General features: G+C 66.2%; 20 protein-coding genes. 12 read left to right on the top strand and 8 right to left on the bottom strand.

The genetic code is table 11. The features are described 5' to 3' along the window. The first annotated feature begins 2 nt into the window (after positions 1-2). Genes fadE29 through CEX88_RS14790 form a run of 5 tightly spaced genes read left to right on the top strand, consistent with a single transcriptional unit; the run spans position 3 to position 4,446 of the window. A complete protein-coding gene (fadE29, locus tag CEX88_RS14770; protein WP_094294028.1) occupies positions 3-1,166 on the top strand; it encodes an acyl-CoA dehydrogenase FadE29 in 1,164 nt (387 codons plus the stop codon). Beyond that, positions 1,163-2,128, top strand: coding sequence for a bifunctional MaoC family dehydratase N-terminal/OB-fold nucleic acid binding domain-containing protein (locus tag CEX88_RS14775; protein WP_094294029.1), 966 nt, complete (start codon positions 1,163-1,165; stop codon positions 2,126-2,128). Before fadE29 ends, CEX88_RS14775 begins: the two co-directional genes overlap by 4 nt. After that, on the top strand, positions 2,125-2,529 hold the full coding sequence (locus tag CEX88_RS14780) for a MaoC family dehydratase (protein ID WP_094294030.1): 405 nt from the start codon (positions 2,125-2,127) through the stop codon (positions 2,527-2,529). The genes CEX88_RS14775 and CEX88_RS14780 overlap by 4 nt, the downstream gene beginning before the upstream one ends. Beyond that, positions 2,529-3,695 carry a lipid-transfer protein gene (locus tag CEX88_RS14785; protein WP_094294031.1) on the top strand — a complete coding sequence of 389 codons (1,167 nt, stop codon included), beginning with the start codon at positions 2,529-2,531 and terminating at the stop codon, positions 3,693-3,695. Before CEX88_RS14780 ends, CEX88_RS14785 begins: the two co-directional genes overlap by 1 nt. Before the next feature lie 43 nt (positions 3,696-3,738). Then, positions 3,739-4,446, top strand: coding sequence for a hypothetical protein (locus CEX88_RS14790; protein WP_094294032.1), 708 nt, complete (start codon positions 3,739-3,741; stop codon positions 4,444-4,446). 33 nt (positions 4,447-4,479) lie between these two features. Here CEX88_RS14790 and CEX88_RS14795 read toward each other — a convergent pair whose 3' ends face one another. From CEX88_RS14795 to kstD, 3 genes are all read right to left on the bottom strand, one after another. After that, a complete protein-coding gene (locus CEX88_RS14795) occupies positions 4,480-5,385 on the bottom strand; it encodes an MPT63 family protein (RefSeq protein WP_094294033.1) in 906 nt (301 codons plus the stop codon). A 294-nt stretch (positions 5,386-5,679) separates the two neighbouring features. Further along, positions 5,680-6,540 (bottom strand): MaoC family dehydratase, encoded by an 861-nt coding sequence (locus tag CEX88_RS14800; protein WP_094294034.1) that lies wholly within the window; start codon positions 6,538-6,540, stop codon positions 5,680-5,682. Between the two features lie 3 nt (positions 6,541-6,543). Continuing rightward, positions 6,544-8,226 carry a 3-oxosteroid 1-dehydrogenase gene (gene kstD, locus CEX88_RS14805; RefSeq protein ID WP_094294098.1) on the bottom strand — a complete coding sequence of 561 codons (1,683 nt, stop codon included), beginning with the start codon at positions 8,224-8,226 and terminating at the stop codon, positions 6,544-6,546. A gap of 73 nt (positions 8,227-8,299) precedes the next feature. Between kstD and CEX88_RS14810 the strand changes: the two genes are divergently transcribed. The 4 genes from CEX88_RS14810 (at position 8,300) to trhA (ending at position 11,835) form a co-directional block, all read left to right on the top strand. Next, a complete protein-coding gene (locus CEX88_RS14810) occupies positions 8,300-9,085 on the top strand; it encodes a 2-keto-4-pentenoate hydratase (protein WP_094294035.1) in 786 nt (261 codons plus the stop codon). A gap of 7 nt (positions 9,086-9,092) precedes the next feature. Further along, positions 9,093-10,007, top strand: a complete 915-nt coding sequence (locus tag CEX88_RS14815; RefSeq protein WP_066841104.1) for an acetaldehyde dehydrogenase (acetylating) — start codon at positions 9,093-9,095, stop codon at positions 10,005-10,007. After that, complete coding sequence (gene dmpG / locus CEX88_RS14820) at positions 10,004-11,059, top strand: 4-hydroxy-2-oxovalerate aldolase (RefSeq protein WP_094294036.1); 1,056 nt, start codon at positions 10,004-10,006, stop codon at positions 11,057-11,059. Before CEX88_RS14815 ends, dmpG begins: the two co-directional genes overlap by 4 nt. 89 nt (positions 11,060-11,148) lie before the next feature. After that, on the top strand, positions 11,149-11,835 hold the full coding sequence (trhA, locus tag CEX88_RS14825; protein ID WP_238382078.1) for a PAQR family membrane homeostasis protein TrhA: 687 nt from the start codon (positions 11,149-11,151) through the stop codon (positions 11,833-11,835). A gap of 16 nt (positions 11,836-11,851) precedes the next feature. Here the strand turns inward: trhA and CEX88_RS14830 are convergent, their stop codons facing one another. Beyond that, on the bottom strand, positions 11,852-12,487 hold the full coding sequence (locus CEX88_RS14830) for a DedA family protein (RefSeq protein ID WP_318284619.1): 636 nt from the start codon (positions 12,485-12,487) through the stop codon (positions 11,852-11,854). 306 nt (positions 12,488-12,793) lie between these two features. On the opposite strand from CEX88_RS14830, the gene CEX88_RS14835 reads away from it, so the two are divergent. Both CEX88_RS14835 and CEX88_RS14840 read left to right on the top strand, forming a co-directional pair. Further along, on the top strand, positions 12,794-14,872 hold the full coding sequence (locus tag CEX88_RS14835; protein ID WP_094294037.1) for a RecQ family ATP-dependent DNA helicase: 2,079 nt from the start codon (positions 12,794-12,796) through the stop codon (positions 14,870-14,872). 242 nt (positions 14,873-15,114) lie between these two features. Beyond that, the gene (locus CEX88_RS14840) at positions 15,115-15,525 is read left to right on the top strand and encodes a hemophore-related protein (protein ID WP_094294038.1); all 411 of its coding nucleotides are present in this window, start codon (positions 15,115-15,117) and stop codon (positions 15,523-15,525) included. A 58-nt stretch (positions 15,526-15,583) separates the two neighbouring features. On the opposite strand, the gene CEX88_RS14845 is transcribed toward CEX88_RS14840, so the two are convergent. The 4 genes from CEX88_RS14845 to CEX88_RS14860 form a co-directional block, all read right to left on the bottom strand. After that, complete coding sequence (locus tag CEX88_RS14845) at positions 15,584-15,994, bottom strand: hypothetical protein (protein ID WP_094294039.1); 411 nt, start codon at positions 15,992-15,994, stop codon at positions 15,584-15,586. 12 nt (positions 15,995-16,006) lie between these two features. After that, positions 16,007-17,008 carry a hypothetical protein gene (locus CEX88_RS14850; protein ID WP_094294040.1) on the bottom strand — a complete coding sequence of 334 codons (1,002 nt, stop codon included), beginning with the start codon at positions 17,006-17,008 and terminating at the stop codon, positions 16,007-16,009. A 236-nt stretch (positions 17,009-17,244) separates the two neighbouring features. Then, positions 17,245-17,667, bottom strand: coding sequence for a hypothetical protein (locus CEX88_RS14855; protein WP_094294041.1), 423 nt, complete (start codon positions 17,665-17,667; stop codon positions 17,245-17,247). 174 nt (positions 17,668-17,841) lie between these two features. Further along, positions 17,842-18,765, bottom strand: coding sequence for an IclR family transcriptional regulator (locus CEX88_RS14860; protein ID WP_094294042.1), 924 nt, complete (start codon positions 18,763-18,765; stop codon positions 17,842-17,844). Between the two features lie 85 nt (positions 18,766-18,850). Here CEX88_RS14860 and CEX88_RS14865 point away from each other — a divergent pair, with 85 nt between their 5' ends. Then, positions 18,851-19,978, top strand: coding sequence for a hypothetical protein (locus CEX88_RS14865; protein WP_094294043.1), 1,128 nt, complete (start codon positions 18,851-18,853; stop codon positions 19,976-19,978). The last annotated feature ends 1 nt before the right edge of the window (position 19,979 follow it).

Consider the following 19,979-nt stretch of genomic DNA (forward strand, 5'->3'; position numbering starts at 1 on the left):
GAATGTTCATCGAACTGACGCCCGAACAGAAGCAGTTGCAGGCCGAACTGCGCGAGTACTTCTCCAGTCTCATCTCCCCGGAAGAGGCCAAGGAGATGGAGAAAGATCGCCACGGCAAGGCGTACCGCACGGTCATCAAACGGATGGGCTCGGACGGCAAGCTCGGCGTCGGCTGGCCGAAGGAATTCGGCGGCTTGGGTTTTGGGCCCATCGAACAGTCGATCTTCGTCAACGAGGCGCAGCGGGCCGACGTACCGCTGCCCGCCGTCACCCTGCAGACCGTCGGGCCCACGCTGCAGCAGTACGGCACCGAAGAGCAGAAGAAGAAGTTCCTGCCAGCGATCCTCGCGGGCGAGGTTCACTTCGCGATCGGCTACACCGAGCCCGAAGCGGGCACCGACCTGGCCTCGCTGCGCACCACGGCCGTGCGCCAGGGCGACGAGTACATCGTCAACGGGCAGAAGGTGTTCACCACCGGCGGGCACGACGCCGACTACATCTGGCTGGCGTGTCGCACCGATCCGGAAGCGGTGAAGCACAAGGGGATATCGATCCTCATCGTCGACACCAAGGACCCCGGATACTCGTGGACGCCGATGATCCTGTCCGACGGCGCCCACCACACCAACGCGACGTACTACAACGACGTTCGGGTGCCGGCCGACATGCTCGTCGGCGAGGAGAACGCCGGGTGGAAGCTGATCACCACCCAGCTGAACAACGAGCGCGTGATGCTGGGACCCGCCGGCCGATTCGCCAGCCTGTATGACCACGTGCACGCGTGGGCGTCGAAACCCGGTGGCAACGGCGCCATTCCGATCAATCACGACGATGTCAAGCGCTCACTCGGCGAGCTCAAGGCGATGTGGCGCATCAACGAACTGCTCAACTGGCAGGTCGCCGCGGCGGGGGAGACCATCGACGTCGCCGACGCCGCAGCCACCAAGGTGTTCGGCACCGAGCGGATCCAGTACGCCGGGCGCCTAGCCGAGGAGATCGTCGGCAAGTACGGTAACCCGGCCGAGCCGGAGACCGCCGAACTGCTGGAATGGCTTGACTCGCAGACAAAACGGAACCTGGTGATCACGTTCGGTGGAGGTGTCAACGAGGTGATGCGGGAGATGATCGCGGCCGCAGGCTTGAAGGTGCCGAGGGTTCCGCGGTGAGCGCCGACCTGAGGGCGGACATCGAGAAGATCAAGGCGGACGGCAAGAGCGAGCCGCGCACCGGTCGAGATCCGGTCAATCAGCCAATGATCCACCATTGGGTCGACGCCATCGGTGACCGGAACCCCGTCTACGTGGACGAGGCAGCGGCCAGGGCCGCGGGCCACCCCGGCATCGTGGCGCCGCCGGCGATGATCCAGGTGTGGACGATGGGCGGGCTAGGTCAGGGCCGCTCGGACGATGATCCGCTGACCAAGATGATGCAACTCTTCGACGATGCCGGCTACGTTGGCGTGGTCGCCACCAATTGCGAGCAGACATACCACCGGTATCTGCGCCCGGGCGAAGAGGTCAGCATCCACGCTGAGATCACAGACGTTGTGGGCCCGAAGCGGACAGCGCTGGGTGAGGGATACTTCATCAACCAACTCATCACCTGGCAGGTGGGCGACGAGGGTGTCGCCGAAATGGTTTGGCGCATCATGAAATTCAAGCCCGCCGAGAAAGACGCGGGCGCGCCGGTGCCCGACGATCTGGACGCGGACATGATGATGCGGCCGGCCTCGTCCCGCGACACCAAGTTCTTCTGGGACGGCGTCAATGCCCATGAGTTGCGCATCCAGAAGCGCGACGACGGCACGCTGGTGCATCCTCCGATACCCGCGATCTGGCAGGACAAAGACCTGCCGACCGACTACGTCGTCGCCAGCGGTAAGGGCACGGTGTTCAGTTTCGTCGTGCACCACGCGCCGAAGGTGCCCGGTCGCACGTTGCCGTTCGTCATCGCCCTTGTCGAGCTCGAGGAAGGTGTGCGGATGCTCGGGCAGCTCCGAAACGTTGACCCGGCCACCGTGGAGATCGGAATGCCGGTTCGCGCAACGTATATCGACTTCCCCGAAGGTGACTCCGGTCCGGCGTGGACGCTCTACGCGTGGGAGCCTGACGAGGAGGGCACAGCGTGAGCGCACCCGCAGTCGAGGTCGGTACCAAGCTCCCCGAGCTCGCCCTGTACGGCGACCCGACATTCATCGTGTCGACGGCCATCGCCACCCGTGACTACCAGGATGTCCATCACGACAGGGACAAGGCGCAGGCCAAGGGCAGCAAGGACATCTTCGTCAACATCCTCACTGACACCGGCCTGGTGCAGCGGTACATCACCGACTGGGCGGGCCCGACCGCGGTCATCAAATCCATCTCGCTTCGGCTGGGCGTGCCGTGGTACGCCTACGACACGGTGACGTTCTCCGGTGAGGTGACCGGGATCGACGACGGGCTGATCACGCTGAAGATTGTCGGCAGCAACAGCCTGGGCGACCACGTGATCGCCACCGCCACACTCGTTATCGGAGGGAACGCCTGATGTCGAGTGGACTGTCGGGGAAGGCGGCGATCGTCGGCATCGGCGCCACCGACTTCTCGAAGAACTCCGGCCGCAGCGAGCTTCGGCTCGCGTCCGAAGCGGTGCTGGACGCGCTCGACGATGCGGGCCTGACACCCGCCGACGTCGACGGCATGGTCACCTTCACGATGGACTCCAACACCGAGGTTGCGATCGCGCGGGCGACGGGCATCGGCGAGTTGAAGTTCTTCTCCAAGATCCACCACGGAGGTGGCGCTGCCTGCGCGACCGTTCAGCAGGCGGCGATCGCCGTAGCGACTGGTGTCGCGGATTGCGTTGTGGCATACCGCGCGTTCAACGAGAGATCCGGTGTCCGGTTCGGCCAGGTGCAGATGCGCCTGGTCGAGAACGCCGACTCGACCGGCGTCGACAACTCGTTCTCCTATCCGCACGGTTTGTCGACGCCGGCTGCGCAGGTCGCGATGATCGCCCGGCGGTACATGCACCAGTCCGGCGCGACCAGCAGGGACTTCGGCATGATCTCGGTCGCGGACCGCAAACACGCCGCAAAAAACCCCAAGGCGTACTTCTACGAGAAGCCGATCACCATCGAGGATCACCAGAATTCGCGGTGGATCGCCGAACCCCTCCGGCTTCTCGACTGCTGCCAGGAAACCGACGGCGGTGTCGCGTTGGTCGTGACATCCGCCGAGCGGGCCAAGGACCTCAAACACCGGCCAGCGGTCATCGAGGCGGCCTCGCAGGGTTCCAGCCCGGACCAGTACTCGATGACCAGCTACTACCGACCGGAGTTGGGACTGCCCGAGATGGGGCTCGTCGGCAGGCAGTTGTGGTCGCAGTCGGGGCTGAAGCCGCAGGACATCCAGACCGCGATCCTCTACGACCATTTCACCCCGTTCACCCTGATCCAGTTGGAAGAGCTCGGGTTCTGCGACAAGGGCGATGCCAAGGACTTCATCAAGGACGGGGCGATCGAAGTCGGCGGGCGGCTTCCGATCAACACCCACGGCGGCCAGTTGGGCGAGGCGTACATCCACGGCATGAACGGGATCGCCGAGGGCGTTCGCCAGCTGCGGGGGACATCGGTCAATCCGGTTCCGAATGTCGAGCACGTCCTCGTCACCGCGGGTACCGGTGTCCCGACATCCGGGCTGATCCTGGGTTGATCGGCGTGCGGCTGGGGTCGCTCCGCCTATTACCCTCTGAGGTGTGAACTCGCCAAGGCCGCCTCAGTCGGACGACCGTGATCCGGATTTCTCTGCCGGTCAGGGCAATTGGGGCCGCCGGTACGACGAGCCGCTGACGGTGTCTCCGCGCCAGGTGCAGCGACGGTCCAGCGCAAAGACCGTGGTCATCGGTGCCGCGGTCGTCGGTGTCGTCGTCGCCGTCGGCGCAGTGATCTTCTGGTTGACACAGCCGTCCCAGGACAACGCCCAACCTGCCCAAGCGGAGGAACCCGCGGCGACCACCCAGCCACAGCCGACGGCCACGTCCGAGGACGATGCGCGGCTGCTCCGACTGCTGCCGAAGGGCTACCGCGCCGGCGCGTGTGAACCGACGCAGGCACCCGAAGGTGTTCTGTCGCAGGTGAAATGCGCCCAGAACGACGATCCCGACGGCCCGGTGTCGGCGACATTCAGCCTCGTCGGAGACAGCATGGGGCTCGAAAAGGTCTTCAACGAGACGATCTCGGCCGCTAACAGAGTCGATTGCCCCGGCAATATCCAGTCGCCGGGACCGTGGCGGCGCAACGCCACGCCGGACAGCGTCAGCGGACAGCTCTACTGCGGCCTCGTGGACGGTCAACCGACCGTGGTCTGGACCGACGAGGAGAGAAAGACGGTCAGCGCCGTCCAAGCGGGGCCGGATGGCCCGACCTTTCCACGGCTGTACGCGTGGTGGTCATCGCACTCGTGACGACGCTGACCGTATGACCGGTAGGCGATCCGCTTACGGAGTCGGGACCGGGGTGTAGGTGGTCGGGGTCTGCACCTGGTCACCTGCGGGCAGCGGGGTGCCCTGGCTTCCCGCGGGCTGCGCAACGCCCTCGGTGCCGGCCGGGGCCGGGGTGCCTTGCGCGGGTTGTGCCGGGGTGCCCTCCGCAGGTTGTGCGGGGACGCCCTGCGCGGGTTGTGCGGGGGTGCCCTCAGCCGGCGCGATCGGAGTGCCCTGGCTGCCCTCGGCGATCGGGGTGCCCTGGCTGCCCTCGGGTGCCTCGGCGCCCGTCGCGGCCGGTGCGGCGGTGGTGCCCTCCGGTGCGGCGGCGGTGCCCTCCGGAGCCTCGGTCGCCGGTGCCTCCGCGGGTGCGGTGCTGCCGGTGCCGTACGACGTCGACGGCGAGGACGTGCTCGTGCTCGAGCTTGTGGCCGGCTTGGTCCACACCAACAGATCCTGTCCGCCGGCGTTGTAGACCACGCTGTCGGGCGTCGCGCCGGTGACGTCGAAGTAGACCTTGCCGGACGTCTCCTGTCCCTGAGCCAACGTCGAGGGGTTCACGCCCTGCGGTGTGGCAACTTCGAACAGCGAGCGGTACGTCTGGCCGTCAGCGGCCCGGGCAACCAGATTCGCCACGATCGGCGTCGCCGATCCCTGGATCGCCTGGTCTGTCGCCGTTGCCTCCCACAGCGTGCCGGTCACCGGGAAGGGGATGACGTCGCTACTGGGCTGGAGGTTGGCGATCGTCCAGCCCTGGATGACGGCGCCGTCGACCAACTTGCCCTGGGTTCCGAGTGTCTGGGTCTGAACTGTCGGCCCGGCCGGCGGCGTGGCCTCGGGCTCGGCGGCTGCAAAAGGTGCCGCGATGAATCCCGCCGTCGCGGTTGCTGCCAACATGCTGCTGATCTTGCTGATCTTCATGATGTGCTCCTGACTCGTCCGACAATTGGGATGGTCAACGCAGAAAACTATCAGGCCGCGAATTGTTTGGGTAATCCGGATCGGTTGAAGCAGTTCGTAATACGATCCGAACTAATCGCCCACAGCAATCGAACTTTCGTGCACGTAAGACATATGGCGTTGTGTTTCAGGAATATTCGAACTAAACGGCAAACACGCTATTTCGTCGCCGAGGCGTGGCGGATTCGACCGTGAGAAATTAAGTCCACCATGGTGCAAAGTGCACTGCACCACGCGGCGAATGAAAGCGACGCACTAGGCCGGAGTCAGCTCCACACCGGCGAGAGCCACCGCATCGTCGCGCTCAGGTGCGGTCACGGTGGCGACAAAGCCGTCGCCCTCCTTCCACACGCTGGCCTTTAGCGTCTCGCCGGGGAACACCACACCGGCGAACCGCGCACCGTAGCTGCCCACCCGCGCGGTGTCACCGTCGAGCAGGGTGTCGACCATCGCCTTGCACGTCATGCCGTACGTGCACAACCCATGCAGGATCGGGCGCGGAAATCCCGCCGCGGCCGCGAAGTCGGGGTCGGAGTGCAGCGGGTTGCGATCCCCGCACATCCGGTACAGCAACGCCTGCTGCGGCGACGTGGGTATCGCGATCTCGAAGTCCGGTGCGCGCTGCGGAGGCTCAGAAGACCCCGACGGTCCCCGCTCGCCGCCGAAACCGCCTTCGCCGCGCGCGAAGATCGAGCGCTTCTGAGTCCACAACGGGGTGCCGTCGGGCGCCGTCACCGTGGTCTCCGACCAGATGACCGCGGCCTTGCCCTTGTCCCAGATGTCGGTGAAGCGCGTGACGGCGATACCGGTCCCGGACTGTGGAATCGGGCCCGGAACCGACACCGCCTCGCTGGCGTGCAGCACCTTGGCAAGCTCGATGTCGATACCGGGAAACTGCACCGTCGGTGGGTCCGTCATGTGGAAGCTCTGCGCCACGTTGCCGAATGTCGGTAGCACCTGCGGCGTTTCGTCGGTCAGGTAGCGCAGCTCGCGCTTGTCCATCGGGTCGGCACCTGCGCCGAGCCCGAGGTGGTAGAGCTGAATGTCGCTGCTGGTCCAGGAAAACTCGGCCGCGGGAAGCTCGGCGCCGAGCGCCTCGTCGAGATTGATGGGCATGCGTCAAGCCTTTCCGGCGATGTGTAGCGCTGCAAGGTATCCGAACGTCATCGCCGGACCGATGGTCCCACCCGGGCCCGGGTAGGTGTGGCCCATCACCGGAGCGCTGACATTGCCCGCAGCATAGAGTCCCTCGATCACCGAGCCGTCGTCGCGCAGAGCACGGCCCTGCACGTCGGTCACCACGCCGCCCTTGGTACCAAGGTCGCCGGGCACCATCTTGGCCGCGTAGTAAGGCGGATGCGTGATCTCGCCGAGGTTCGGATTGGGCTTGTTGGTCGGATCGCCGTAATACCGGTCGTAAGCGCTTTCGCCGCGCCTGAAGTCCTCGTCCACGCCCGAGCGCGCGAAGCCGTTGAAGCGCTCGACGGTGGCCTTGAAGGCATCGACCGGCAGGCCGGTCTTTTCGGCCAGTTCCTCGAGCGTGCCCGCCGTGACGATCACGCCCGATTCCAACCACTTCTTCGGAATCCGCTGTCCCGGTTGCAAACCGGCGAAGATATAACGGTCGCGGTACTGCTGATCGAACACCAGCCAAGCCGGGATGTTCTCGCCGGGCCCCGGACCCTGGCCGTACTGCCCGCCGTACATGTGGTGGCATGCCTCGACGTAGGGCATCGACTCGTTCATGAACCGTTTGCCCGCCATGTTGACGATGATCGAGCCCGGCGAGTTGCGTTCTGACAGCGCGAACCACGGGGCGCCGACCAGCGGCACCGTCGGCCCCCACCAGGCGTCCTCCATGACATCGAGTGCAGCGCCCAACTTCTCGGCCGCGATGATGCCGTCGCCGGTGTTGGCCTTGGCGCCGACCGTCCATTCGGTGGTGATCGGGGCACGCTGGTACTTGACCCGCATCTGCTCGTTGTGTTCGAAGCCGCCCGAGCCGAGGATGACGCCGCGGCGGGCCCGGATCAGTTCGGGTTCAGCGGATTCCGGTGCGCTGGCATCGCGTACGTAGATGCCGCGCACGACACCGTCCTCGACATAGAGGTCGGTCAGCGCGGTGTTCAGTCGAACCGGCACACCGGCTTCGCGCAGGCCGATGCGCAGCGGCGCGATCAACGCGCGGCCCATCCCGACCAGGTTCTTGCCGGTGGCCTTGGCCCACATCGTGCGCGCGCCGACCTTAAGGCTGCGCAGCACACCGCGCGGGTGCCGCTTGAGCTGGTTGAGCCGGACGTAATCCTGCTGCATGACAACCACGTTCAGCGGGACCTTGCCGTAGGGCGGCTCCAGCCCGGCAAGGTCTGGACCTAGCTTCTTGGCATCGAAGGGCTTCGGTTCGACCGAACGACCCGTCGGCTTGCCGCCCGGGGTCTCGGGGTAGTAGTCGGAGTAGCCCGGCACCCAGCACAGCTTGAGCGGTGAGTGCTTGAGCACGAAGGTCAACATCTCCGGGCCGCGATCGAGATAGGTGTCGATCTTCTCGGCGGGGACGACGTCGCCGATGATGTGGTGCAGGTACGTGCGGGCGGCGTCGGGAGTGTCTTTGACGCCGTCGCGCTTGAGGACCTCGTTGTTCGGGATCCAGACGCCACCACCTGACCGCGCAGTGGAACCACCGTAGTGCGGAGCCTTCTCGACGACTACTGTGGAAAGTCCCTGGTGGGCTGCGGTGAGCGCGGCGACCATACCGGCTGCGCCGCTGCCCACCACAATGACGTCGTACTCCTGACCAGTCATGTAGAACACGTTATAGAATTGCCCGGCCGACCCACAACCGCGCCGGTCAACAGAACAAGGGGACTTCATAAGGATGCTCAGTGATCAGGTGCGCCAGCAGCTCGCCGCCGATCTCGCCCAGGCCGAGCGCAGCAAGGTTGCCATCCCGCCTCTGACCGACGGTCATCCGGACATGGACGTGGTCGATGCCTACGAGATACAGCTGCTCAACATCCGGCAGCGGGTCGCCGAAGGCGCCACGGTCATCGGCCACAAGGTCGGGCTGTCATCGAAGGCCATGCAGCAGATGATGAACGTCGACGAACCCGATTACGGCCACCTGCTCGACGACATGGCCGTCCACGAGGACACCCCCGTCAAGTCAGCCGACTACCTCTATCCCCGCGTCGAGGTGGAGGTTGGATTCATCCTGGCCGACGATCTGCCCGGTGAAGGTTGCACCGAGGACGACGTCCTGGCAGCGACGGCCGCCTTCGCACCCGCCATCGAGTTGATCGACACCCGCATCACTGACTGGAAGATCAAACTCTGCGACACCATCGCCGACAACGCGTCCTCGGCGGGCTGGGTGCTGGGCGAGAACCGGGTTTCGCCGAAGGACATCGACATTACCGCGATCGACGCCGTGCTGACCCGCAACGGCGAGGTGGTGGCGAAGGGCCGCAGCGACGCGGTGCTGGGTAATCCGGTGACCGCGGTGGCGTGGCTGGCGCGCAAGGTCGACAGCTTCGGTGTCCGCCTCAAGGCCGGTGACATCGTGTTACCCGGCTCGTGCACCAAGGCGTTCGACGCCACCCCCGGCGCCGATTACGTCGCAGACTTCGCCGGGCTCGGCTCGGTCCATCTGAGTTTCGAATAGGAGCGTCATGCCTAAAGCAAGCGTCGCGATCGTCGGGTCGGGCAACATCAGCACCGATCTGCTGTACAAACTGCTGCGTTCGGAGTGGCTGGAACCGCGCTGGATGATCGGCATCGACCCGGAGAGCGAGGGCCTGGCACGCGCCCGCAAGCTCGGGCTGGAGACCTCACACGAAGGGGTCGACTGGCTGCTGGCCCAAAGCGAGAAACCCGACATGGTCTTCGAGGCCACCAGCGCCTACGTGCACCGAGACGCCGCGCCGAAATACGCCGACGCCGGGATCCGCGCGATCGACCTGACACCCGCGGCCATTGGGCCCGGTGTGATCCCGCCGGCCAACCTGCGCGATCACCTCGACGCGCCGAACGTCAACATGGTCACCTGCGGCGGGCAGGCGACCATCCCGATCGTGTACGCGGTTTCTCGCGCGGTAGAGGTGCCCTACGCCGAGATCGTGGCGTCGGTGTCGTCGGCGTCGGCCGGCCCGGGCACGCGCGCCAACATCGACGAGTTCACCAAGACCACCAGCGCTGGTGTGCAGAACATCGGCGGCGCCCAGCGGGGCAAGGCGATCATCATCCTCAACCCGGCCGAGCCGCCGATGATCATGCGCGACACCATCTTCTGCGCGATCCCCGAGGACGCCGACCACGACGCGATCACGCAGTCGATCAAGGATGTGGTTGCCGAGGTGCAGACCTACGTGCCCGGCTACCGGCTACTCAACGAACCGCAGTTCGACGAGCCGTCGGTGGTCAACGGTGGTCAGCACGTCGTCACCACGTTCATCGAAGTCGAGGGTGCGGGCGACTACCTGCCGCCCTACGCTGGAAACCTGGACATCATGACCGCCGCGGCGGCCAAGGTCGGCGAGGAAATCGCGAAGGAATCGCTGGCTGTGCAGGCAGGAGGCCAGGCATGAGCACGCAGGAGATCTACTTCAACCCGATCTGGGACGTCCGGATGACGGACACGTCGCTGCGCGACGGCAGCCACCACAAGCGGCACCAGTTCACCAAGGACGAAGTGCACGCGATCGTCGCGGCCCTGGACGCCGCCGGTGTGCCGGTCATCGAGGTGACCCATGGCGACGGTCTCGGCGGGTCGAGCTTCAACTACGGCTTCTCGAAAACCCCCGAGCAGGAGCTGATCAAGCTGGCCGCCGAGACGGCCACCGAATCCAAGATCGCGTTCCTGATGCTGCCGGGCGTGGGGACCAAGGAGGACATCAAGGAGGCGCAGAACAACGGCGGCTCGATCTGCCGGATCGCCACCCACTGCACCGAGGCCGACGTCTCGATCCAGCACTTCGGGCTGGCCCGCGAACTGGGCCTGGAGACCGTCGGCTTCCTGATGATGAGCCACACGATCCCGCCGGAGAAGCTCGCCAAGCAAGCGCGCATCATGGCCGACGCCGGCTGTCAGTGCGTGTACGTGGTCGACTCAGCGGGCGCCCTGGTGCTCGAAGGCGTACGGGACCGGGTCGCGGCGCTGGTGGCGGAGCTGGGCGACGATGCGCAAGTCGGTTTTCATGGCCACGAGAACCTCGGCCTCGGTGTCGCGAACTCGATCGAGGCAGTGCGTGCGGGCGCCAAGCAGATCGACGGGTCGTGCCGCCGGTTCGGCGCGGGTGCGGGTAACGCGCCGGTGGAGGCGCTGATCGGCGTGTTCGACAAGATCGGTGTCAAGACCGGTATCGACTTCTTCGACATCGCCGATGCGGCCGAGGAGGTTGTCGCACCGGCGATGCCGGCCGAGTGCCTGCTGGACCGCAACGCGCTGATCATGGGCTACTCGGGTGTGTACTCCAGCTTTCTCAAGCACGCCATCCGCCAGTCCGAGCGCTACGGCGTGCCCGCGCACAAGCTGCTGCACCGTGCGGGCCAGCGCAAGCTGATCGGGGGCCAGGAGGATCAGCTGATCGACATCGCGCTGGAGATCAAGCGCGAACAGGACGCCGCCAAGACCGGCTAGCTCGCCTGCAGCCGTCGCACCCGGGGCGGTACTACGCTCACGATCGCGCGGTCCTTTCCGGTTCGATCGCCTCTGACGACGGAGATGCCCTGAGCGACCACCTGACGGCAGTCGCCGCCGCGGCCCGCGTCGCCGACCTCAAGCCCCGCGCCCGCGGCTGGATCCATCTCGGTGCGGCTGGCATCGCGGCGGTGGCAGGGGCGGCGCTCGTATCGGTCGCATGGACCGCCGGGTCACCGCGAGCGGGCGGGGCCGCGCTCGTCTACGTCGTCGCGATGGTCGCCATGTTCTGCGTCAGTGCGACGTACCACCGCGTGACCTGGGTGTCCGCGGCCGCCGAGAAGTGGATGATGCGTCTTGACCATTCGGCGGTGTTCGTGTTCATCGCGGCCACCTACACCCCGCTGGCGCTGATCGCCATGCCGCCGCGCAGTGGGGTGATCATGCTGACCATCGTGTGGATGGGGGCGACCGCCGGCGTGGTGCTCAAGATGCTGTGGCCGTCGACGCCCCGATGGGTCGGGTTGCCGCTGTATCTGATGCTCGGCTACGTCGCCGTCTGGTTCGCCGAGGTGCTGCTGCACGGCGCCGGGTTCGCAGCGGTGGCGCTGCTGGTGGCAGGCGCGGTGCTCTACAACATCGGAGCCCTGTTCTACGGCGCCCGGTGGCCGAACCCGTGGCCGCACACGTTCGGTCACCACGAGCTGTTCCATTCGTGCACCGCCGTCGCCGCGGCTTGTCACTTCGCCGCGATCTGGCTTGTCGTGTCCCAATAAGACGCTGGAGCGAGGGTTAGCCGGCTCGGCTGCGCCGCTTCCCAACCAGCCACACCGCGATCAGGGCAGCGGCGACGGCCAGTACCGCGTACTGGTAGCGAGATGTCCAGGTGGACACGGTTTCCCAGTTGTCGCCCAACTGATAGCCGGCGACCACGAGCAGGCTGTTCCAGGCCGCGCTGCCCGCCGTCGTCAGTGCGAGGAATTGGACGAACGGCATGCAGTAGATCCCGGCGGGAACCGAGACCAGGCTTCGGACCACCGGGATCATGCGCCCGAACAGCACCGCCCGAGATCCGTGGCGGCGGAACCACGCCTCGCTTCGCGTCAGGTCGTCACCGGAGAAGAACGGCAGTCGCCGCGCCAACCGGTGGACCCGGTCGCGTCCGAGGCGGGCGCCGACCAGATACAGCACGATGGCGCCCACCACGGAACCTGCCGTGGTCCCGACAATGGCTTCCCACAGCGCCATCTCGCCTCGCGCGGCGGACAGACCCGCCAACGGCAGGATGATCTCGCTCGGCAGCGGCGGGAAGACGTTCTCCGCGGCGATGACAGCCCCGGCGCCGATGCCGCCGAGCCGCTCCATCAGCGACACCGCCCAGCCGGCCACACCTCCGACGGCGGGGGTTGCCTGCGCGAAAACGGTCAATGTGCGGTTCCCTCAGAGGCGCGAACGTGGGTTACCCGCACGTCTGATCGCGATTTGGCGTGCGGGTAACCCACGTTCGCGGGCGTCACGGCGACGCTTCGGACATTCGGCGACAGCCGGGCAGTCGAACATTGAATGCGCTTGTCGTGTTGTGCCGTAACCATTTCCGCAGCGACACCGGAACCGGACCATCGTCATACCCGCTCTCGGCCTAGGGACACAGGCGTCGAATACCCTTTAGGCCCGGATGCAACCCCTTCATCACACCGGGTCGAAACTGTCGCACCCTCGGGGCACGATGAAGCGGTGACCAACCGCGCGCAGGCCCAGGACATCCTCGAGCAGCTGGCCGGTCCGCAGGCCGTGCTGCGTGACGACCAGTGGACCGCGATCGAGGCGCTGGTGGTCTACCGCCGCCGCGCACTGGTCGTGCAGCGCACCGGTTGGGGCAAGTCCGCGGTCTACTTCATCGCCGCCAAGCTGCTGCGCGCCGCAGGCCACGGCCCGACGGTGATCGTCTCGCCGCTGCTGGCGTTGATGCGCAACCAGGTCGCCGCCGCCGACCGCGCCGGCGTGCACGCCGCCACCATCAACTCCAGCAACGTCACCGAGTGGGACGAGATCCACCAGCGGGTACGCGGTGGCGAACTCGACGTGCTACTGGTCAGCCCAGAGCGGTTGAACAATCCCGACTTTCGCGATGCGGTGTTGCCCGCACTGGCGCACGACGCCGGGCTGGTCGTCGTCGACGAGGCACACTGCGTGTCCGATTGGGGCCACGACTTTCGGCCCGACTACCGGCGGATCCGCACTTTGATCGCCGAACTCGGCGCCGACATCCCGGTGCTGGCAACCACCGCCACCGCCAACGACCGGGTGGTCGACGACGTCGCGGCCCAGTTGGGCGTCGGCGGCGGCGACACTTTGGTGCTGCGGGGCGGACTGGACCGCGAGTCGTTGCGGCTGTCGGTCGTCAACGCCGGCAACCCTGCGCAACGCGCGGCTTGGCTTGCTGCACAACTTGATTCGTTGCCCGGCTCCGGGATCGTGTACACGTTGACCGTCGCGCAGGCGCACGACTTCGCCGCGTTGCTGCGTGAAGGAGGCCATGCGGTTGCGGCCTACACCGGCTCGACCGAAGCCGCCGAGCGCGAACAACTCGAGGCCGACCTGCTGGCCAACCGGGTGAAGGCGTTGATCGCGACGTCGGCGCTCGGTATGGGCTTCGATAAACCCGACCTCGGATTCGTTGTGCACCTCGGTGCGCCGTCCTCGCCGATCGCGTACTACCAGCAGGTGGGCCGCGCCGGCCGGTCGACGGCCAGCGCCGAGGTGATCCTGCTGCCGGGCCGTGAGGATCAGGATGTCTGGCGTTACTTCTCGTCGGTGGCGTTCCCGTCGGAAGCGATGGTGCGCAACGTGATTCGTGCCCTGGATTCGGAGCGGCCGCAGTCAACGGCCGCATTGGAGCCGATGGTCGACCTCAACCGGACGCGGCTGGAGATGGTGCTGAAGGTGCTCGATGTCGACGGGGCGGTGCGGCGGGTGAAGGGCGGCTGGGTCGGAACGGGCCGGGAGTGGGTGTACGACGATGCCCGCTATCGCAATCTCGACGAGGCGCGCAAACGTGAGCAGCAGGCGATGCTCGACTATCAGGTGACCGACGGCTGCCGCATGGCGTTCCTGCGCGCTCAGCTCGATGACCCCGAACTGGCCGAGGGAGAGCGGTGCGGCCGCTGCGACAACTGCACAGGTTCGCGCTATGACGCCACGGTCGATGCCGCCGCCGTGGAGGACACCCGCACGCGGCTCATGCGGCCCGGGATCGAACTGACGCCGCGCAAACAGTGGCCCTCGGGGCTTGGCGTTCTCGGGTTGGACCTCAAGGGCAAGATCTCCGACGGTCCGGAACCCGGTCGAGCGATCGGAAGGCTGACCGATCTCGGTTGGGGCGCGCGGCTGCGGCGGCTGCTCGACGAACCGGATGCCGAGGCGTCCGACGACGTGGTGCAGGCCGCCGTGCAGGTGCTGGCGGCGTGGGATTGGAAGAACCGCCCGACCGCGGTGATGGGGCTCGACTCCGAGACGCATCCGCTGTTGATCACGTCGCTGGCCCGGGCACTCGCCCGGCTCGGCCGGCTGACCGACCTGGGTGTGCTCCGCTATGCGCCCGGGCGTAGGCCGGTGACCGCGGCGAACTCGGCCTACCGCGTGGCCGCGCTGAACGGCGCGTGGGAAATCCCGGATCTGCCTGGGCTCGACGGTCCGGTGCTGCTCGTCGACGACGTCACCGACACGGGGTGGACGCTGACGATGGCATCACGACTGGTCAGATCGGCCGGGGCGCCCGAGGTGCTGCCGTTCGCGCTGGCCAGCGTGAGCTGAGGGTTCTCGTCGGGGACGTGATCGGGTTGCTCGCCAGCGTGAAGTGCGGTTTCAGCGTCGGCGCGGGCGCTTAGCGGGTTGTTTGCACGCACCGGATGCGTGCGATCAACCCGTTGGTGGCGAGCGCTGGGGCTTGCTGACACCCGAAAAACGCCGTCTGTACTGGCGCTGTTTAGCCCGCCCCCCGGGCCGGTTACGCATTACGGAGCGGCCACCGTGTCGCAGACCAAAGGAGTGATTCGATGAACCTGTCCGCAACGACCGTTCGACGCGGCCTGTACGGAATGTTCGCCGGCGGCCTGCTTGCTTTCGGTTCCGCCGCGATCGTGGCACCGGTTGCCAATGCGCAGCCGGCTCCGGCGCCGACGCAGGACAACACCTGCAGTGTGAGCGCGATTGCCAACACCTCGAGCACGGTGTCGGCATCGACGAGCACCTACCTCGCCTCGAACCCCGAGGCCAACGAGGCGTTGACGGAGATCGCCGCGAAGCCGCAGGATCAGGCCACGCAGGACTTCCGCGCCTACTTCGCGCAGAACCCGCAGGTCGAGTCCGAGCTGAAGGCCATCAACCAGCCGGTCGCGCAGATCTCGAGTCAGTGCGGTGTGGAAGTGACACCGACGCCGATCTCGGACGCGTTGACTGACGCGTAACCCGTAACGACCTTGTGGCGCCGGCCTAGGAGCCGGCGCCACAAGTGTCTCCGGGCCGCTACGGATTGAAGAGGACCGGCCCGCCGGGGCCGATCGGCACCACCTCGAACGTGCCGTCGCCCGTGCGCTCCGGGTTCTGGCCCGGACCGGCCGTTCCCGCCCTGGGCGCCTGGACGACTTCACCAGGGCTCTTCGGCGCGGTCTGTGCGGTCGCGGGGGGCGCCTCGCACTTCTGGGCGCCCTCGTTCCATTCGCCGCCTGACTCCTCGCAACACCCTGCGGTTTCCGTAACCCACGCGTCGTAGCTGATGTCTCCGAGCTCGTAACGCGCGTCGTAAATTGCCGTGCATGAGTCGTATTCCGCGACATCCCAAACTTTTTCGGCCTGGGACACCGCGGGAGGCACGAGCACACCGATCGCCACGGCGATCACAGTGGGGCCGAACACCCACAACGAATACTTCTTCATCTTGGTTCTCCTTCAGTCGATCACTTGCTCATCGGCTGATTCCCCCGCGAATGCAGTGATGAGATGACAGAGCCACCGTCGCGAACCGGTGTTGCAGTTGCGTTGCAGCGCGGTTGTGGGCGGTTCAGGCTGGGTCGTGAGCTGCGAGAATCTGCTCTTCGGTTCTGTTCGCCGCGGCCATCGCCTCTGCCAACAGGGTTCTGGCCTGACGCAGAGCGCGCGGACGTCCTTGCGGCGCCAGCCGTTCCACCCACTGCGCAGCCTGCTGACAGGCGAGATCTGGTTGAACGACCAACAACGCTCGGATGAGGGTTTCGTCGCGAATTTGGGCGGTGGCCTCACCCAGCCCCCGTCGGGCAGAGCGCCGCCGTGGTCGGCTCGCCCTGGTGGGTCGACGATCGGCAGCCCGAGCCGCGCGAGTTCGTTGTGGACATGCGCGCGCAACCGTGGCAGCCCCAGCGTCGTTGCGACGCTTACTCCCTCATTCAAGCGCACCGCTGCGGTTTCGAGGTCGCCGCGCGCCGCCCTGACTCGCGCGCTCACGACATGCCGCAGAATCAGGAACTCGACTGTGCCGCCTGATGACCCGAACTCGTAGCATTCGTCCAGCAGCGGGCCGGCCTCGTCGATATCGCCGCGTTCGAACAACAATTCACCGAGAAGTCCGCCGGCGAGTAGCGCCGCATCCGAATGCCTGATCCCCCCGTAGCTTTCGGCCAGCTGCAGCGCCTCGCGAAAACAGCGCTCAGCGCCGTCGTCGAGCTGTTCGCGCGCGGCCATACCCGCCAGGCAAGGCCCGTAGATCCTGCTGAACGGATTGTCGTCGTTCTGGTAGGGCGCGGCCCACTGCTGCCACCCGCGGGCAGCGTCGAAATCGAACCGCCAGAGCACGACGAACGCGGCGACGTTCGCCGCAACGCTGACAAGAAACGGCGGTGTCGTCTCAGGACTTGAAAGGCACTCGGCGACCAGTTCTTCTACGCCGGCGGTGCGATCGGCCCAACTATCGAGCATCGCGCGCAGCCGCCGAGATCGAACGGTTGGCCGTCAACCGGACTGACAGTGAGCGGGGCTAGAACCCCGAACACCGGCGTCGCCGTCACAGCGAGGCTTCACCGAGTTTCACCAGGTCAGCGTAACCCGGTCGGCGCGTCCTGGGTCCCAGTTAGGAGGTGTGCCTCAACGACTCCGAAGGTGCAACAGCCGCCCTGCCGTTGGGCAGGGCGGCTGCTGTGTGGAGGCCTGTCACCTCATCGGTAAGCGATGAACACGCCGTTCTCCAGGAACACTCCAAATGCATTGGCCTCGGCGTTCCACTCGACCTTCAGCGGCTCAAGGTCCGGGAAGTCCGGCCTCAGTTCGACCGGCGGCAGCCAGACGTCGGGGATGTTGAGACGTGCCGGGTCATCCCAGTGTCCCGGCGGAACGCCATAGAACGGGTTCGGAAGCACGCCAATCGTCGGGTCCTTCTTCACCTGTCCAGGCGGGCCGAACGGGTTGTGTCCGGGCGGGTCGCCCGGCGCCCAATTCGAGATGACCGGCCCGGGCGGATTCGGCGGACCAGGGTATTTCGGTCCCGGGTCTGCCTGCGCGAGGCCGCTACCCAGTGCGAATGCCGATAAGCCCAGCGCACCCGCCATTGCTGTTGTGGCCGCAAACTTCTTGATCTCCACCGTTGAACTCCTTGTTCGGTGATGGCCCCGATGGTCACGGGGCTACATCGACTTGTTGTTCGTTACCGCCCCGACCGGTGCGACCGGTGCGGCTTGAAGACCCCCTGACGCGATTCCGGTTACCCCTGAACCGCTCGTGCAAAACGCACCGGACAGGATTTTAGGTTTGCTGAGCTAAGTGATGTCGCGGCGCTTGACCCCGCCCAACTGTTCGGTCACCGCATCGGCCGTCGCGACCAATGCTCGCGCCCGCTCGGTGATCTCGTTGTCGGTCAATGCCTTTCCGATGTGCATCGAGGCGACCATGATCTGTCGCTGGTAGTGGTCGTACACCGGCGCCGAGATCACGCTGATGTCATGGCGTTTGCGGCCGGTGCCGTTCTCATCGCGCAGATACACCCGTTCGCCGATATCGGAGACCAGTTCACCGAGCAGGGCGCGCAACTCGTCAGGCAACTGCGCCGACATCCCCGCCATCAACGAATACAACCGCCGCCCACCGGGCGTCAGCCGCTCGACCAGGTAACCGTCCGCGCGGCATTCGGCGATCACCCGGTGCAACCGTTCGGTGTCCGTGCGCAGAGGCGTGCGCGTCAACACCGTCGGCTCCTTGGCCAACCAGTCGCGTTGCGCCTCCTCGTCCCAGAGCACGAACATCAAGCCGACCGGCGGTGCGAACGGATAGCTCTGCCCGACCTCGACGCCGGCACTGACGCCCGACGGGGATACGAGGTCGAGCACCGTGATGCGGTCGTCGACCACCGCCGACAGGGCCGCCGTGACGCCGAAGCGGGACGACAGCCGGCGCAGTTCCTCGCGGGCGGCGGGGCTCACCCGCAACGCCTCTTGGGCCCGGTGCCCGAGCGTGATCAGCGACGGGCCCAGCCGGTACGTCTTGTCGCTCGGATCGCGCACGAGGTACCCCGCATCGGCGAGCGTACTGACCAGCCCTAGGCAGGTCGGCTTGCTCAAGCCGGTGCGCCGAGCCAACTCTGAGACGCCGAACCGCTGGTCGGGGTGGCCGGCCAGGAAGTCGAGCACGCGCACCACGCGCTCGGTCGGCGGCGACGCACGACCGGAGGTTTCGGCTGAGCTCACGCGCCCAAGGCTACTTTCTGTTCCATATTTGGACCATAGCGGTCGGTATATTGACTAGTGCTAGAACGCGTTCTAGTTTCGCAGTGTGTACTCCCAACCGCTTATCGACGCGATCGCCGAAGCCGAGCACCTTGTGTCCACCGCGCCGTTCATCGAATCGGAAGCCGACCTGCTCGAGGGTCTGCAGTACCTCGCCGGATGCGTCGCAGCCTGCACCCACCTGGCGTTCGACTACGACCGCGACCATCCGTTCATGCAGTCCGGGACGGGGCCGTTCACGAAGATGGGTCTCGACAACCCGGACGCCCTCTACTTCGGCACCCGCGTGCAGGCCGGCCACGAGTACGTCGTCACCGGTAGGCGGGGCACCACGACCGACCTCGCCTTCCAGATGCTCGGCGGGGAGTACACCGACGACAACGTCCCTGACAGCCAAGCCGCGTTCGACGACCGCGAACTCGACATCGCCGAGGACGGCACCTACGAATGGCGGTTCACCCCGAGAAGCCCGTCGCAGTTGGTGGTCCGCGAGGTCTACAACGACTGGTCGGCGCAGCGCGGTTACATCAGCATCGCGCGGACCGACACCGCAGGCACGGCCCCGCCGCCGCTGAGCAAGGCGACTATCGATAAGCGCTATGCCGTTGCCGGCAAGCAACTGGTCCAGCGGGTCAAGACGTGGCTGCAATTCCCGCAGTGGTTTTACAACACGTTGCCGGTGAACACGATGGTGGCGCCGCGGCTCACCCCGGGCGGCCTGGCCACGCAGTACTCGTCGGTCGGCCACTTCGACCTGGCACCGGACCAGGCCATGATCATCACGCTGCCGGTGAGCGAAGCTCCGTATCTCGGATTCCAGCTCGGCAGCCTCTGGTACATCTCGCTGGACTACATCAACCACCAGACATCGCTGAACGGCACTCAGGCACAAGCCGATCCGGACGATAGGATTCGCATCGTCGTCTCCGACGCCAACCCCGGCGTCACCAACTGGTGCGAGACGCTCGGTCACCGAAAAGGATATCTGCAGTTCCGGTGGCAGCGCCTGTCCCGCGCACTGACCGAGGCGGACGGTCCGACGGTCGAGGTCCTCGACGTGGACAGGGTCGCCGACGCGCTGCCCTACTACGACAGCAATAAGATCTCCGACGACGACTGGCGTGCCAGGATCGCGTTGCGACAACAGCAGATTCAGAACAGGATGGTGGGCTGAC

The sequence above is a fragment of the Mycobacterium neumannii genome (assembly GCF_002245615.1).
GTDB classification, from domain to species: Bacteria; Actinomycetota; Actinomycetes; order Mycobacteriales; family Mycobacteriaceae; genus Mycobacterium; species Mycobacterium neumannii_A.

What these genes read in the sequence shown, in the direction of transcription:
- fadE29 (WP_094294028.1), top strand. Translation starts at nt 3, where the DNA reads ATGTTCATCGAACTGACGCCCGAACAGAAGCAGTTGCAGGCCGAACTG.
- CEX88_RS14785 (WP_094294031.1), top strand. Translation starts at nt 2,529, where the DNA reads ATGTCGAGTGGACTGTCGGGGAAGGCGGCGATCGTCGGCATCGGCGCC.
- CEX88_RS14795 (WP_094294033.1), bottom strand. Translation starts at nt 5,385, where the DNA reads ATGAAGATCAGCAAGATCAGCAGCATGTTGGCAGCAACCGCGACGGCG.
- CEX88_RS14800 (WP_094294034.1), bottom strand. Translation starts at nt 6,540, where the DNA reads ATGCCCATCAATCTCGACGAGGCGCTCGGCGCCGAGCTTCCCGCGGCC.
- kstD (WP_094294098.1), bottom strand. Translation starts at nt 8,226, where the DNA reads ATGACTGGTCAGGAGTACGACGTCATTGTGGTGGGCAGCGGCGCAGCC.
- CEX88_RS14810 (WP_094294035.1), top strand. Translation starts at nt 8,300, where the DNA reads ATGCTCAGTGATCAGGTGCGCCAGCAGCTCGCCGCCGATCTCGCCCAG.
- CEX88_RS14815 (WP_066841104.1), top strand. Translation starts at nt 9,093, where the DNA reads ATGCCTAAAGCAAGCGTCGCGATCGTCGGGTCGGGCAACATCAGCACC.
- dmpG (WP_094294036.1), top strand. Translation starts at nt 10,004, where the DNA reads ATGAGCACGCAGGAGATCTACTTCAACCCGATCTGGGACGTCCGGATG.
- CEX88_RS14840 (WP_094294038.1), top strand. Translation starts at nt 15,115, where the DNA reads ATGAACCTGTCCGCAACGACCGTTCGACGCGGCCTGTACGGAATGTTC.
- CEX88_RS14845 (WP_094294039.1), bottom strand. Translation starts at nt 15,994, where the DNA reads ATGAAGAAGTATTCGTTGTGGGTGTTCGGCCCCACTGTGATCGCCGTG.
- CEX88_RS14850 (WP_094294040.1), bottom strand. Translation starts at nt 17,008, where the DNA reads ATGCTCGATAGTTGGGCCGATCGCACCGCCGGCGTAGAAGAACTGGTC.